A 14,735-nucleotide genomic window follows, 5' to 3' on the forward strand; every position below is an offset into this window, starting at 1 on the left:
CTGTTGACATGCCTGGACGTTGAACTCGGTGTAAAGGGTGTGCCGTGTGCAGAGGAGGGGTTCTCCGTGTGGGAGACCGGCGTGAGCAGGGGCGGCAACGGGTCCGCGGGCCAGGCCGGCGGTCGGCGGCAGCAGATCGTGACGGGTGCGGTCGTGACGGGTGCGGCGGCTGCCGCACCGGACCGGCCCTGCGACCTCGTCACGGTCCCCGCCCGGCAGGGGCTGGAAGCCGTCGACATCCTGCGGCTGCGGGACGGCGTGGGCCCCGTACTGCACGACGGCGCCTGCGACACCCTGGGCTTCCTGGTCCCTCCGGGCACGGCCGACGGCTGGGACGTACCGGGCAGCGCGTGCACCCAGACGTACGGGCGGGGGATCCCGCCGGGAGCCCTGTGCGACGACGGTGCCGCCGTGGAGCCCCCGGTGACCGGCACCGGCTGGCTGGTACCCCCGGAGGGCGCGGGCGCCACCGCCACCGATCCGGTCGTGCTGCGCGCGGCGCTCGGCGAGGCGGCGCGCACGATCGAGGCGGTTGACCGCTGTCAGTAGGGCTCGCCGTCAGTGAGGCCTGCTGACAGCGAGGCCCGCTGTCGGTGAGGGCCGGCTGTCAGTGAGAGCCGCTGTCGGTGAGGGCCGGTTCTCGGCGGCGCCGGCCGCCGCGCCGGTACCGGTCGTCGAGCCGGCGCTGGACACCGTGCAGCAGGCGGGGCGCGGTGAAGGCGGTGCCGTGGACGCAGCACATCGACGGGCCGAACGACGGCACGGCCAGCATCCCCGCGAAGAACAGTCCGGGCCAGGACGATTCGAAGTACGGGGTCAGCTCGGGGGCATGACTGCCGTCCACCGTGTGCAGCACGCCGCGCACCCGGGGGTGGAGCAGCCGGAGCCGCCGCAGATCGGGGCGGAAGCCGGTGGCGGCCACCACATGGTGGGCGTCGAGGGGCTCGGTGTGGCCCTTCCCGCGGCTGAGGTGCAGCCGCACCGTGTCGTCCTGCGGTGTGGCGGCCCGGAGGTGGTGGCCCAGCAGCGTCGGCACCGCGGCCGATTCGAAGCGCTCCCGCAGCCACCAGGCGCCGGCCGGGCCCAGTGCGGCCCTGACGATCCGCAGCCGGACCGCCGCGGGGAGCCGGCGCACCGTCCAGGGGGCCGGTGACCACATCCGGCTCGGCCGGCCCGTACCGAGCCCCGCGTACGGGGCGTGCGGGGCGTACGAGGCCTCCGGCGGCTGCGGCCGGGCGCCCCGCGGGGGCCGCGGGGGCCGCGGCGGGGTGTCCCAGCGCAGGCGACCGGTGCGGGCCACCAGGCAGGGCCGGGCGCCCTGTTCGGCCAGCAGGGTCGCGGTCTCCAGTGCGGACTGGCCGGCGCCGAGCACCGCGACGTTCCGGCCGGCGAAGCGCCGCAGATCGCGGTGGTCGCTGCTGTGCGAGGCGAGTTCCGGGGGCAGTTCGAGCAGTGGCCAGGGGAGATGGGCGAACGGCAGCGCCCCCAGGGCGAGGACCACGGTCCGGGTCGCGATCAGCTCGCCGGTGTCCGTCTCGACCTGGAAACCCTGGGACTCGGAGCCGTCGGACCCGGCGTTGTGGGGCATGGCACTGTGGGGCATGGCGCCGTCGGGCTCGGCCCGGATGCCGTCGGGGAGCGGGCGGACGGCGGTGACGGTCACGTCCTCGGCCTGCGGCACCGCCCGTTCGGCGAACCATCCGGCGTACGCGGCGAAGGTGCCGAGGGGGAGGGGGACGCCGTGCTCGATGGTCACCTCGTGGGTGGCGCAGTACTCCGCCAGGGAGTGCCGGCCGTGCGGGGCGGAGAGGCCGACGGACCCGGGCTCGGACGTGAGGAGCATGCCGTCGGGCATATGAGCGTGCCACGCCGCCATCGGACGGCCCAGGACCCGCAGTCGCAGCCCGGCCCCCGCCGCATGTGCGGCGATCGAGAGTCCGTAGGGGCCGGCGCCCACCACCACGAGGTCGTACATGGATGTTCCCTGTCCTTTCCGCCGGCGTGGTCTCGTGCTGTTTCCCGTTTTCCCGTTTTCCCGTTCTCTTTCTTGGCCTCTGTCTCTTTTCCGGTCTCGCTGCCGCCGCCGCTGCCGCTGTCGCTGTCGCTGCCTAGCTGTTCGAGAGCGGGGACGGGGCGGGTGCGGACGAGGGTGCGGGGGTGGGCGCGGGCCCGGGACCGGCGGTGCCGCGACGGCGTGCGCGGGCGGTGGCGAGCGCCTCCTCGTACACGGACATCAGCGCCTCGGCGCTGCGGGCGATGTCATAGCGCCGCACCACCGGTGGAACCGGTAGCCGGTCCGGCCCTTCGCGCCGCAACTCCCTTAGCGCGTCGGCGAGTCGCTGCACTCCCGGGCTGAAGCGCCGGGCGCCGGGAGCCTGGTCCTCGGGCAGCTCGTCGACCGCCGGACAGCTGCCGTGGAGCACGTGCAGTCCCGACGCCAGCGCCTCGAGCACGGCCAGCCCGAATGCCTCGTCCGGCGACGGGGAGACGCATACGTCGATGACCGAGAGCAGCCCGGGGACGTCGATGCCGGGGACATCGATGCCGGGCTCGGCACTCGCACCTGCACCTGCACCGGCGCTGGCACTGGCACCGCCCGCGCTCGGCGGCGGCGCCGTACTCCCGCCCACATCGCCCCCGCCCACATCCCCGACGGCGCCCAGCAGATGAATGCGGTCCGCCGATCCGAACTGCTCCGCCAGCCGCAGCAGCCTCATCCGCTCCGGCCCGTCGCCTGCCAGCAGCAGGTGTACGCCAGGGAGCTGGGTGACCGCCCGGACCAGGACGTCGAACCGCTTTCCGGCCACCAGCCGGCCGACGCCGCCGACCACGAAGGCGTCCGGCGGCAGCCCGAGCCGGGCCCGGATCACGGCCCGCGCCGCCGGATCGAAGCCGAACCGGTGCGCCTCGATGCCGTTGGGCACCACATGGATCCGCTGCCCGGGCACGCCCCAGCGGCGCAGCCGGGCGGCGACGGTGTCCGACACGGCGACCGTCGTCGTGCCCAGCCGCTCGGTGGCCCGGTAGAGCGCACGGACGCCACGGGTCAGCCGGCGGCCTTCGAGCACCGCGTCGCCCAGGGAGTGCTCGGTGGCGACCACGGCCCGTACACCGGCCATCCGGGCGGCGATCCGGCCGTAGACACAGGCCCGGTAGAGGTGGGTGTGCACCAGGTCGTAGCCGCCGGCGCGGATCAGCGCGGCCAGGCGGGGGAGCGCGCGCAGATCGCGGTCGCCGGTCATGCCGAGGTGGGTGACGGGGGTGCCGTCGGCCTCGATACCGGCGGCGACCGGGCCGGGGTTCGTCAGGGTGACGACCTCGCACCGCGCGGGCAGCCGGCGCAGCAGGAGCCGTAGCTGCTGCTCGGCGCCGCCCATGTCGAGGCCCGTGATGACGTGCAGAACCTTCACCGGATGTCTCCAGGGGAAGCGGGAGCGGTCGGGGAGGGAAGGGGGCTCATCGGCGGCACCCCGGACCGAGCCGACGGAACTCTCCGTACTCTCAGTGGACGTACTCTCAGTGGACTCGGTGAACTCGCTACGGTTTCTTCGGCCTCTTCGTCTCTTCGTTCTCTCTGCTCTTCGTTCTCTCTGCAGATTCTTCGAGGTGTCCGGGAATTCCCGGGGCGGGCGGCTCAGCGGCGGATATAGGCCGGGAGATCGTCCGGGAGACCGGCACGGGCGCACAGCGCGGGCCGCACCGGGAATACGCCGGAATCGACGACGGGGGCGGTGCCGCCCGGTCCGGACGGGCCGCCGCGCCCGGTGCGGGCCATCAACCTCCGCATGTCGTCCTCTCCGACTTCTATCAGTCAAACAGGAGAGCACTCTGACAGAAATCATGTTGGAAACCGCGGCAGGCACGCCCGGATCCGGTCCGGGGGTCCCGATCGGCGGAATGCCGGCCGGTGTGCGTAAGGTGCTCTGCTGCCAAAAGGGCTAACGATTTCCCGTAAAGGGGGAACGCCCGCATCCCTGATGTATTTCGCTCGTTGTGACCGGGTGCCCCATTCACGAACTGAAAGGAGAATGGGATGAAGCGGTTTGTCAAGACCGCCGCGATGTCCGCGGCCAGCTGCGCCCTCGTTGTCGGTGGCGCGGGCATCGCACAGGCTGGTGGGGTCGCGGCTGCCGGTGACAGCCACCACGGCAAGAAGGGCCACCACGGTCGCTACATGCACCAGCACGGCTACTTCGGCTACCACGGTCACGGCCACGGCAAGCCCCACGGAGCCAAGGCCGAGGGCTTCGCGTCGAAGACCAAGGGCTTCATCAGCGGCAACGTGATCCAGGTTCCGGTCAACGTTCCGATCAACCTGTGTGGCAACACCATCAACGTGATCGCGCTGTTGAACCCGGCATTCGGGAACATCTGCATCCAGAAGTGACCCGACGGTCGGTCCGGGCGACCAGCGGACCGGCACGGGTCATGGTGTGCAGCCGGCGGACCGCCCTGACCTCGGTCGTGGGCGGTCCGCCACTCCCCGTTCGCCGCACCGGGCACCGGTCATACTGGACCTCATGGCGAGGAGCAGGCGCGGGCGCGGCGGAGCGGAGTCCGTCACGGAGCAGGTCGACGGCGGGCTGGCGGAGTTGCGGCCCGACCGGGACCGCCCGCGCGGCTGGACGCTCTTCCTCGACGGCGCCCCGCAGTCCCATGTGGACCTCGACGATCCGGCCTACCTGGACTTCTCCTACCAGCGGCGGCTGGGACATATCGCCGATCTCGCCGGCCCGCCCGGCGCACCGCTGCACGTCGTCCATCTGGGCGGCGGCGCGCTGACCCTCGCCCGCTATGTCGCCGCGACCCGTCCCCGGTCCACCCAGCAGGTCATCGAGATCGATACGCCGCTGGTCCACCTCGTCCGCAACCGGCTGCCGTGGGACGCCGGCCGGCGGATCCGGGTGCGTGGCGGCGACGCCCGCGCGGGCCTGGCGAAGCTGCCGGACGGCTGGGCCGACCTGATCATCGCGGACGTCTTCAGCGGTGCGCGTACGCCCGCGCACCTGACCAGCACCGAGTTCGTGGCGGAGGTCCGCCGGGTGCTCCGGTCCGGCGGCTGCTACGCGGCCAACCTCGCCGACGGACCGCCGCTGCGCTTCCTGCGCGGCCAGATCGCCACCGTCCGGACGGTGTTCCCCGAGCTCTGCCTCACCGCCGATCCGGCCGTCCTGCGCGGCAAACGCTTCGGCAACGCCGTGCTGCTCGCCTCCGACGCCGCGCTCCCGGTCGCCGAACTGACCCGCCGTGCGGCCACCGACCCGGAGCCCGGCCGGGTCGAACACGGCCGCGCACTGCTGGACTTCACCGGCGGCGCGGCACCCGTGACCGACGCCACGGCGGTGGCCTCCCCGGCCCCGCCCGCCAAGACCTTCGACTGAGCCGGCACCGGTCCTACGTCGCGTGGTTGTCGGTCACCACGGTCGGCGGGTGCCCGTTCCACGCGCAGATCACCGACGTACGGGCGGCGCCGCGGAGGAAGTCCACCCGGATCCACGCCGCCTGCCTCCACACCTGCATCTGCCAGCCCGACTCCGGCGTCGCCGACACCAGTTCGGCCGAGGAGCCGCCCATGGCGAGGACCACCCGGCCGCCGCTCGTGGCGTAGCTCTTGACGTCGCCACCGGCCGCCGGGGTGGCGCCGCCGCCCGACGGGCCGGCGGTGCGGCGCTGCGGCCGGGTGCCGCCGTCGGCCGAGGGCGTGGCCCGTCGCGTGGGCCGAGCGTCGTCGGGCGACGGAGAGCGGCTCGCCGACTGCGACGGTCTGGGACGCTGCGTCGAGGAGACCCGCGGGGACGCGCCGCCGTCCGTCCGCGCCCCGGCGGACGTCACCTGCTCGGAGAGCGGCAGCGCGCGCGGCGCGTCGTACGCGGTACCGGACAGCACGGTGCGTACGCCGAACCACGACAGGGCGACCGCGGCGCCGGTCGCCAGCGTCCAGGCCGCCGAGTGAACCAGTCCTCGCTGCATTCGGCACATACTGCACCAACGGCCCGCCCTGTCGCAGCCGTCGAGAGCGCGGACGCACCCCGCTCCGGTGCCGGCCCTGGTGCCGGTCCTGGTGTCGGCCCCGGTGCCGGCCACGCGCACTCCGGCGTCAACCTCGCGTAAGGGCACCTCCCCGAATGGCGTACGGTGCGGCCCATGGCACGTGTGCTCGTGGTCGAGGACGACCAGTTCGTACGCTCGGCCCTCATCAGGCATCTGACCGACGCCGCCCACACCGTACGCAGTGTCGGGACCGCCCTGGAGGCGCTGCGGGAGGTGGCGCACGTCGGCTTCGACGTCGTCGTCCTCGACCTCGGTCTGCCCGATCTGGACGGGGGAGAGGCGCTGAAGATGCTGCGCGGGATCACCGATGTCCCCGTGATCATCGCCACTGCCCGGGACGACGAGGCCGAGATCGTACGGCTGTTGAACGACGGCGCCGACGACTACCTCACCAAGCCGTTCTCGGTCGAACACCTCTCGGCCCGGATGGCGGCCGTCCTGCGCCGCTCCCGGGCGGGCGGCGCGGAACCGCCCTCACGGGTGATCCGGGTCGGCGGCCTCTCCGTCGACCCGCTGCGCCGCCAGGCCGCGCTCGACGGCGTCGCGCTCGACCTCACCCGCCGGGAGTTCGACCTGCTGGCCTTCCTCGCCGGGCGCCCCGGCGTCGTCGTCCCCCGCAAGGAGCTGCTCGCCGAGGTCTGGCAGCAGGCTTACGGGGACGACCAGACCATCGACGTCCATCTGTCCTGGCTCCGCCGCAAACTGGGCGAAACCGCGGCGCGGCCCCGCTACTTGCACACCCTGCGCGGGGTCGGCGTGAAGCTGGAGCCACCGCATTGAGCCGGGGGCACTTCCTGGGGGCATCCCACGGACGAAGGCCGGGGGAGAAGGACGGGCCGGTATGAGATGGGCCCTGGTCAAGGTCGCGCTGGCGGTCACCACGATGGTCGTGGTCGCGTTCGCCGTCCCGCTCGGGCTCGTCGTCAAGGAGATGGCCCGCGACCGCGCGTTCTCCAACGCCGAGCGGCAGGCCGCCACCATCGGCCCGGTCCTCGCCATCACCACCGACCGCGAGCAGCTGGAACGCGCCGTCGCCAGCGCCGAGACCGGTCCCGGCGGCCGGATCGGCGTTCATGTCCCGGCCGGCGGCGGGCACCCTGCCCCCGCCGAGATCGGCAGCCGGCACGCCGCAGCGGCCGATGTGGCGGCCGCCCTCGAACTCGGCCGGGCCTCCATCGCCCCGGTCCCCGGCGGCTCCTCGCTGCTCCAGCCCACCGCCGTCGCCTCCGGCATCGCGGTCGTCGAGGTCTTCGTGCCCGACGCGGCGCTCACCAACGGCGTCACCACCTCCTGGGTGGTGCTGGCCGCCGTCGGGCTCGGGCTGGTCATCGGCTCGGTCGCGGTCGCCGACCGGCTCGGCACCCGGATGGTACGGCCCGCCGAACGGCTCGCCCGCGCCGCCCGCGCCCTCGGCAAGGGCAGGCTCGGCGTCCGCGTCCCGGAGGACGGTCCCAAGGAACTGCGGCTGGCCGCCAGCGCCTTCAACTCCATGGCCGACCGGGTCGTCCAACTGCTCGCGAACGAACGCGAACTGGCCGCCGACCTCTCCCACCGGCTGCGCACCCCGCTGACCGTTCTCCGCCTCAACGCCGCCTCGCTCGGCGACACCCAGGCCGCCGAACAGACCCGGGCCGCCGTCGCCCAACTGGAGCGCGAGGTCGACCAGATCATCCGCACCGCCAGGGAGCAGAAGGCCCAGACCCGGCAGGCGGCGGCCGCGGCCGGCTGCGACGCCGCCGAGGTGATCCGGGAGCGGATGGCCTTCTGGTCGGCGCTCGCCGAGGACGAGGGCCGCACCGTGCGCATCGCCGGCGCGGACCGCCCGGTATGCGTCCCGGTGGCCCGCCCCGAACTGGCCGCCGCCCTGGACGCGATGCTCGGCAACGTCTTCCGCCACACGCCCGAAGGCACCGCCTTCGCGGTCGACGTGCACAACGCGGAGGACGCCGTGATCGTGCTGGTCTCGGACGCCGGCCCGGGCATCGCCGACCCGGACGCGGCGCTGCGCCGCGGCCATGGCGGCGGCGGGGACGGCTCGACCGGCCTCGGCCTGGACATCGTGCGCCGGCTGGCCGAATCCACCGGCGGTGATGTGCGCCTGGGCCGGTCCGTCCTCGGCGGCACCGAGGTACGGGTCTGGCTGGCCCTGGACGGCCCCGTACGACCGGCCCGGCGCCGCGGCCACCGGCTGCGCCGCACGCTCGGCACCCGCACGCTCGGCACCCGCCGGCGCCGGGCCGGCACCCGCACCGGCTCCCGGGCGGATTCCGGAGCCGACTCCTGGCCGGATCCCGGGGCCGACGCAAGGGTAGACGCGGGGCCCGACGCGGGGACCGGCGCACGGGCCGACGCAGGGACCGACGCACGGGCTGATGCGCGAGCCGACGCACGGACGACTACGCACGGGGCATAGGCCGGAGGCCTTAACCGCCCCCTTCCGCTTCCTTAAGGCCGCCATAATTCCGCCAACAGTCGTACGGATCCCGGCATTTGTCCGTTTCCCTGCCGCTAGCGTGCAAGACGCACCCGGGTGCACCCCCCACACCGTGCGCACCACCCCGGCGCGCACTCCACCCGGGTGCACACCAGCAACTCCCAGCAACTCCGCTCAGCCGACCCGCACTTCCCTCGACCAGCGGCCACTGGCCGTCCCCGACCACTGGCCGTCCCCGACCACCCCCCACCGGCGGTCCGGTTACCGCGCCCCTACCGGACCACCGTCCCGCAGGCGGGGCGCGGCGGGTCCACCCCCTGCCCGCTGCGCCCCGCCCCGTACCGCCGTCCGGAAGGCGATCGGGGCGCTGCCGGTCTGCCGCTGGAAGAACTTGCTGAAGTTGGTGGCGTCGTCGAAGCCCAGCCGGTCCGCGATCCGAGCCGCGGACAGATCGCAGTGCGCCAGCAGCCGCTTGGCCTCCAGCACCACCCGGCGGTCGATGAACTCCTTCGCCCCGATCCCCGCGGTGGCCTCCGTGGCCCGCGAGAGGGTGCGCGGTGCGTACCCCAGCGCCCGGGCGTAGTCGGCGACCCGGCGGCTACGGGTGAAGTCCCGCTCCACCGCGTCCCGGAAGCGCAGGTACGTCTCGCCCGCCTCGCAGCCGCCCGTACCGTCACCGGCCGGCCCGGCCGGGTACGCGGCCCGCAGCACCAGAACGGCCAGCAGATGCCGCAGCACCTCCAGGTGGACCTCCAGCGGCAGACCGCCCAGCGCCCCGAACTCCTGGTGCAGCTGGCGCATCGCCTGGTCCACCTGGCGCGCCGCCCTGCCCTCGGGGTGCCGTACGGGCGGCCCGTACCAGTCCTCGATCCGGGCCGCTGCCGCGGTCGACGCATCCAGGAAGCCGGACTCGAAGAGCACCAGGCGGCCCTCCGCACCCGTCAGATCCCCGAAGTGCTGGACCTGCCCGGGGCGTGACCACAGCAGATCGCCCGGCTGGAGCAGGTGCTCGTGGAAGTCGACGCAGTGCACCAGCCGGCCGCTGTCCAGTGCCAGCAGATGGTGGAAGCCGGGGCGGTGCGGGGTGGACAGCCGGCAGGCGTCCGCGCGCTCGCGCAGCTCGGCGAGCGTCATCACCTCCACGCCCGCGGGCCGCCCGGCCGGCGCGGAGAACGGCACCTCACGGATCTCCGGAGTGGACCCTTCACCCTTCTGTCGCTTTTTGACCATCGACGGTCCCTTCCCTACCCCGAAACTCCCCGTTCCTGCCCCTAGCGTAGAAGACGTCAGCACAGCAGCTGACGGAAAAGGGAAGTCCGCGGACCCGGGTACGCCGACCGCCGGACGCACCCCCGGCCGGGCATCCGGCCGCCGGACACACCGACACACGACCACCTGGGAGATCCACCATGTCCACGATCGCTCTCTTCGGAGCCAACGGCAGCATCGGAAGCCGCATCCTCGGCGAGGCCCTCCAGCGCGGCCATCAGGTCACCGCGGTCGTCCGTGACCCCGCGAAGATCACCACGACCCACCCGAACCTGACCGTGACCACCGGAGACGTTCTCGACCCGGCCTCCGTCGCCGCCGTCGCCAAGGGCAAGGACGTGGTGGTCAGCGCGGTCGGCGGCGGTGACGGCCCGGGCCACATCGCCACCATCGAGCCCGCCGCCGAGTCCCTGGTCGCCGGCCTCCGCACCCTGGGCGAGGCCGCTCCGCGCCTGATCGCGGTCGGCGGCGCCGGCTCGCTCCGTATGCCCGGCGGCAAGCAGGTCTGGGACGCCGAAGGCCTGCCCGACTTCCTGCTGCAGATCATGCACGCCCACGGCGACGCACTGGACTTCTACCGGACCGTCTCCGACGTGCGCTGGACCAACCTCAGCCCGGCCGCCACCATCGCGCCCGGCGAGCGCACCGGCAGCTACCGCACGGCCACCGACGACCTGGTCACCGATGCGGACGGGAACAGCAAGATCTCCACCGAGGACTACGCCGTCGCCCTCCTCGACGAGATCGAGCACCCCCGTCACATCGGCGAGCGCTTCACCATCGGCTACTGAGCCGGCTGGGCAGCCTGAACCGGCTGAGCCAGCTGAGCCGACTGAGCCGGCTGAGCCGGCCGGTGAACGGCCGGCGCCGGAACGGAACGGCCCGGAACACGGGCCAGGACATGCGAAAGGCCCCCCGATCCGAGATCGGGGGGCCTTGTCGGCTGGGGTGAGTAACGGGACTCGAACCCGCGACATCCTGGACCACAACCAGGTGCTCTACCAGCTGAGCTATACCCACCATGGCCGGTGCTGTGTGGTTCCTTTTCCCCACCGGCTGAGAAAAAGTGTACAGGGTCCGGAGGGGTGCTCACGCCCAGGTTTTCCACCTTGAGCTGCGTGAGCGTGTCTTCCGGGTCACGTCGGGCCGACACTGTCCCGGAAGACAGCGGCCCGGAGTGGCCCGGAAGACAAGCCCCGGGTGCACGTGCAGGTGCGTTACGACGACGGTGCGGACTGCGGCGCCGGCCGCGGGCCCTGCCCGGCGTCGGCACCGGCGTCCGCAGCCGGGGAAGGCTCGGCCGGCAGGACGTACTTGGCGGCGATCGCCTTCGCGGTCTCCGAGTCCGGACCGGGCTGCGGTACGAAGACGGCCTCCCGGTAGTAACGGAGCTCCGCGATGGATTCCCGGATGTCCGCCAGTGCCCGGTGGTTGCCGTTCTTCTCCGGACTGTTGAAGTAGGCCCGCGGGAACCAGCGGCGGGCCAGCTCCTTCACGGACGACACATCGACGATCCGGTAGTGCAGGTGGCTCTCCAGCGTCGGCATGTCGCGCAGCAGGAAGCCACGGTCGGTGCCGACGGAGTTACCGCACAGCGGTGCCTTCCCCGGCTCCGGCACATGCTCCTTGATATACGCGAGCACCTGCGCCTCGGCCGCCTCCAGGGTCGTACCGCCGTCCAGCTCCGCCAGCAGCCCGGAGGCGGTGTGCATCTCGCGCACCACCTCCGGCATGGTGCTCAGCGCCTCGGCCGGGGGGCGGATCACCACATCCACCCCGTCGCCCAGCACATTCAGTTCCGAGTCGGTGACCAGCGCGGCCACCTCGATGAGCGCGTCATTCGCCAGCGAGAGTCCGGTCATCTCGCAGTCGATCCACACCATGCGATCGTTCATACAACTCACCCTACGGGGCGCTCGCGCTGTCCGGGCAGCACGGGCCGTCCCGCAGCACGGCCGACCGGGGTCTCCGCCAGCCGGGACGCATAACCGTCCGGCTGTGGTTTGCCCAGGTCACCCGCTTCCGCGGTGGCCAGAGCGTGGCCGGCCAGCGCGGTGGCGGAGAACCGCTCCACACCGCCCGTCCCCGCCCCCAGCGCCGCGGCCCGCTCGCGCTCCGGCCGTTCGGCGCGCTCGGGCCGGAGCGCGGGCTCGGGCGTCCCGTTCTGCGGCCGGCGGGCGCGGTAGGCGGCCCGGTAGGCGGCGGGCGAGGCGCCCAGCTGCCGCCGGAAGTGACCGCGCAGCGCGACCGGTGAGCGGAACCCGCAGCGGCCGGCGACCTCGTCCACCGAATAGTCGGAGGTCTCCAGCAGCCGCTGGGCCTGCAGCACCCGCTGAGTGATCAGCCACTGCAGCGGGGCGCTCCCGGTCAGGGAACGGAAGCGCCGGTCGAAGGTGCGCCGGCTCATGTACGCGCGCGCGGCGAGGGTCTCCACGTCGAACTGCTCGTGGAGGTGCTCCAGCGCCCAGGCGACGACCTCGGCGAGCGGGTCGGCGCCGATCTCTTCTGGTAAAGACCTGTCGAGGTAGCGCTGGTGCCCCAGGTCGGAGGCGGTCCGCCGGGGCGGTACGACGAGGCGGCGGGCCAGCGCGTTCGCGGCCTCGGCGCCGTGGTCGGTCCGCACGATGTGCAGACACAGGTCGATACCGGCTGCCGTCCCCGCGGAGGTGAGTACATCGCCGTCGTCGACGAAGAGCTCACGCGGGTCCACATGGACGGACGGATAACGCTTGGCGAGCGTCGGCGCGTACATCCAGTGGGTGGTGGCCGGGCGGCCGTCGAGCAGTCCGGCCGCGGCGAGGACGAACGCCCCCGTGCACAGCCTGACGATTCTGGCCCCTTCCTCATGCGCGCGGCGCAGCGCGTCGAGCGCGGCGGGCGGCGGGGCCTGGGTGATGGAACGCCAGGCCGGTACGACGACCGTCCCGGCCCGGGAGATCGCCTCCAGCCCGTAGGGGGCGGACAGCTCCAGCCCCCCGGTCGTGCGCAAAGGCGAATCTTCGCCCGCGCACACAAGCAGTCGGTATCGCGGAACGCCGGCATCCTGCCGGTCGATACCGAAGACCGAGAGCGGAATGGAGCTCTCGAAAATAGGGCCGCCGCTGAAGAGGAGCACCGCGACTATTTCGCGGCGTCGTCGGGCGGCGAGCTTGCGTGCGGCATCTGGTACGGCAGCGGAGTCCTGGCTCATGGCACTTAAGCCCCCCTCGGTCGTCTCGCCCTCTCGGTCCTGCACAGTTCCCCCGCCGTCACTACCAAGATCGAATCTACTGTGTCCCGTGAGGATGGCGTGCCAAGTTCACCACCCGCTGGTATGTCGATATGGCAACTTGGCGCGAAGCATTCGATCACGAAGCGTTCCACTCGTCGGGCCTGCATGGGAAGTGCGCGTCTCGGCTCTGCCCGTTCGCAAGAGGACACAACCATGCCCAGCGGTCCTTTCCGCCCTGCTCACACAAGGGTTGAGGGGGGTGCGGGGCAAGGTGGGGGGTCGGGCCTGAAGTTGGCTGGAAACATTCGCGCGCGGACTTGCGAGTGCCTCAGTCGACCGGCGTACGCCCTTCGGACTGGCGTCCGCCTCTGTGCGCTCCAGGTCCGGAATATCCCCTTCTGTCCCGACGTCGGCGCTTCCCCCGGGCGCGGGACCGCGCGGTGGTCTGTTCGGATCGCCTTAACAGGGCGCAGCAGGCACCGGTCACCGCCGCCAGTCCGACGGCGGTCCCGGCCGCACCGGCCCAGGAGGTGCCGCTGATGACCAGGACGACCGGCACCAGCGCACAGCTGAAGGCGGCCCAGCGCACCACATCGCTCACTGGGTCGGGTGATCTGTCGGGTCGCTGCGGCACCTCGGGCTCCCCTCCGGACGGCCTGCTACTACAACGCCGGCGGCGATCGCGGGTCACCACGAGGGGTACGTACAGGGGCACGCCGGGCCATTGCCATCCGCGCCACGCTCCGGCATGCTCCGGGGAACGTTCGAACCTCCTCGCCATCTCGCACGGGCACCGGGTGCCCGGGCGGGCTCTGGGCAGTGGAGGAGTGGCGCCGTACTCTTGGGGTAACGGCTTGGGAAGATGATTCCCAGTCGTATCGTTCCCCTTTGAACTATGGCTTCCGCATCTCGAGCGAGCCAGCTCAGTCAACTGCCGGATCAAGTCAATCGCCGTTCCCCGTTCGCCCCACCGCAACAGGACGTCCTCGCCGAGACACCCATGGCCGGTCACGAATCCCCTGAACCAGCGGACCGCAAGCAGGTCGCCGATCCGACGGCGGACCTCGAAGCGGCGGAAGAGACGCGAAGCTCCTGCGACCCCGCGTTCCGGCACGGAGTGGTGGTCGGCTTCGACGGGTCCATGTCGAGCGAGCGGGCGTTGGCGTATGCAATCGGTATCGCGCGGCGCCACAACTCCGGATTGATCATCGTCCATGTGGCCAACCGGCTGCCCACGACGGTCTGGGCCGGCTGTGAGCCCCCGGTCTTCGTGGACGTCCCCGATCACCGCACCGAGGTGCTCGGGCTGGAGCTGGCCTGCGCCGACCACCTCAGCGAGGTGCCCTGGATCCTCGTCGAGCGCGGCGGGGACATCTGCCACGAGCTGGAGGAGGTCGGCCGGGAGTACGAGGCCGACGCCATCGTGGTCGGCTCCACGCACGGCATCGTCGGCCGGATCTTCGGCTCGGTCGCCGGCCGGCTGGCCCGCCGGGCGCAGCGTCCGGTGATCGTCATTCCCTGAGACGGCGTCATCGGCGCTGCGCGGCACGCCCCTTGCCCCACCTCTTGTGGCCTCTTCTCCGTCTCTTTCTCCATCTCTCCTGGCCGAAGAGGTGGATTGTGCCCTTGTGAGGGGTAGAAAGCGGTTATGTGGGCGCGCCGCTCCACGGGCCCGGCGGTCGCGCGCACGGCAACCGCGTGCTGCCGGCCGGGATGTGACGGTTTCCGGGGCGGCGGCATCCTGCCGGCGTATGGGCGACGCCGGCATAG

Annotated in this window: 14 protein-coding genes and 1 tRNA gene; 7 read left to right on the forward strand and 8 right to left on the reverse strand. The window is 72.5% G+C overall.

Annotated features, from left to right (window positions below):
• Nucleotides 1–66: 66 nt before the first annotated feature.
• The gene (locus ACFY12_RS28970) at nt 67–549 is read left to right on the forward strand and encodes a hypothetical protein (protein ID WP_390718859.1); all 483 of its coding nucleotides are present in this window, start codon (nt 67–69) and stop codon (nt 547–549) included.
• Between the two features lie 58 nt (nt 550–607).
• On the opposite strand, the gene ACFY12_RS28975 is transcribed toward ACFY12_RS28970, so the two are convergent.
• The 3 genes from ACFY12_RS28975 to ACFY12_RS28985 form a co-directional block, all read right to left on the reverse strand.
• On the reverse strand, nt 608–1,975 hold the full coding sequence (locus ACFY12_RS28975) for an NAD(P)-binding domain-containing protein (RefSeq protein WP_390718860.1): 1,368 nt from the start codon (nt 1,973–1,975) through the stop codon (nt 608–610).
• 133 nt (nt 1,976–2,108) lie between these two features.
• Nucleotides 2,109–3,410, reverse strand: coding sequence for a glycosyltransferase (locus ACFY12_RS28980; RefSeq protein WP_390718861.1), 1,302 nt, complete (start codon nt 3,408–3,410; stop codon nt 2,109–2,111).
• Between the two features lie 224 nt (nt 3,411–3,634).
• Nucleotides 3,635–3,787, reverse strand: coding sequence for a hypothetical protein (locus ACFY12_RS28985; protein ID WP_390718862.1), 153 nt, complete (start codon nt 3,785–3,787; stop codon nt 3,635–3,637).
• A gap of 246 nt (nt 3,788–4,033) precedes the next feature.
• Between ACFY12_RS28985 and ACFY12_RS28990 the strand changes: the two genes are divergently transcribed.
• Nucleotides 4,034–4,387, forward strand: coding sequence for a chaplin (locus tag ACFY12_RS28990; protein WP_390718863.1), 354 nt, complete (start codon nt 4,034–4,036; stop codon nt 4,385–4,387).
• A 133-nt stretch (nt 4,388–4,520) separates the two neighbouring features.
• A complete protein-coding gene (locus ACFY12_RS28995; protein ID WP_390718864.1) occupies nt 4,521–5,381 on the forward strand; it encodes a spermidine synthase in 861 nt (286 codons plus the stop codon).
• Nucleotides 5,382–5,394: 13 nt separating this feature from the next.
• On the opposite strand, the gene ACFY12_RS29000 is transcribed toward ACFY12_RS28995, so the two are convergent.
• Nucleotides 5,395–5,970, reverse strand: coding sequence for a hypothetical protein (locus ACFY12_RS29000; protein WP_390718865.1), 576 nt, complete (start codon nt 5,968–5,970; stop codon nt 5,395–5,397).
• Nucleotides 5,971–6,144: 174 nt separating this feature from the next.
• Here ACFY12_RS29000 and ACFY12_RS29005 point away from each other — a divergent pair, with 174 nt between their 5' ends.
• Both ACFY12_RS29005 and ACFY12_RS29010 read left to right on the forward strand, forming a co-directional pair.
• Complete coding sequence (locus ACFY12_RS29005) at nt 6,145–6,831, forward strand: response regulator transcription factor (RefSeq protein WP_390718866.1); 687 nt, start codon at nt 6,145–6,147, stop codon at nt 6,829–6,831.
• A gap of 61 nt (nt 6,832–6,892) precedes the next feature.
• A complete protein-coding gene (locus ACFY12_RS29010) occupies nt 6,893–8,464 on the forward strand; it encodes an ATP-binding protein (RefSeq protein WP_390718867.1) in 1,572 nt (523 codons plus the stop codon).
• Nucleotides 8,465–8,746: 282 nt separating this feature from the next.
• Here the strand turns inward: ACFY12_RS29010 and ACFY12_RS29015 are convergent, their stop codons facing one another.
• A complete protein-coding gene (locus tag ACFY12_RS29015; RefSeq protein ID WP_390718868.1) occupies nt 8,747–9,715 on the reverse strand; it encodes a helix-turn-helix domain-containing protein in 969 nt (322 codons plus the stop codon).
• A 179-nt stretch (nt 9,716–9,894) separates the two neighbouring features.
• On the opposite strand from ACFY12_RS29015, the gene ACFY12_RS29020 reads away from it, so the two are divergent.
• Complete coding sequence (locus tag ACFY12_RS29020; RefSeq protein WP_390718869.1) at nt 9,895–10,545, forward strand: NAD(P)-dependent oxidoreductase; 651 nt, start codon at nt 9,895–9,897, stop codon at nt 10,543–10,545.
• Nucleotides 10,546–10,698: 153 nt separating this feature from the next.
• Here ACFY12_RS29020 and ACFY12_RS29025 read toward each other — a convergent pair.
• The 3 genes from ACFY12_RS29025 to ACFY12_RS29035 all read right to left on the reverse strand — a co-directional run bounded on the left by ACFY12_RS29025 (nt 10,699) and on the right by ACFY12_RS29035 (nt 12,944).
• A tRNA-His gene (locus ACFY12_RS29025) sits at nt 10,699–10,774 on the reverse strand.
• A 197-nt stretch (nt 10,775–10,971) separates the two neighbouring features.
• Complete coding sequence (orn, locus tag ACFY12_RS29030) at nt 10,972–11,649, reverse strand: oligoribonuclease (protein WP_390718870.1); 678 nt, start codon at nt 11,647–11,649, stop codon at nt 10,972–10,974.
• 5 nt (nt 11,650–11,654) lie between these two features.
• Entirely contained in the window at nt 11,655–12,944 is a 1,290-nt protein-coding gene (locus ACFY12_RS29035; RefSeq protein WP_390718871.1) for a helix-turn-helix domain-containing protein, read from the reverse strand.
• A gap of 1,021 nt (nt 12,945–13,965) precedes the next feature.
• Here ACFY12_RS29035 and ACFY12_RS29040 point away from each other — a divergent pair.
• Nucleotides 13,966–14,487, forward strand: a complete 522-nt coding sequence (locus ACFY12_RS29040; protein WP_390718942.1) for a universal stress protein — start codon at nt 13,966–13,968, stop codon at nt 14,485–14,487.
• The last annotated feature ends 248 nt before the right edge of the window (nt 14,488–14,735 follow it).

Source organism: Streptomyces sp. NPDC001339, assembly GCF_042895955.1.
Classification (GTDB): Bacteria; Actinomycetota; Actinomycetes; order Streptomycetales; family Streptomycetaceae; genus Streptomyces.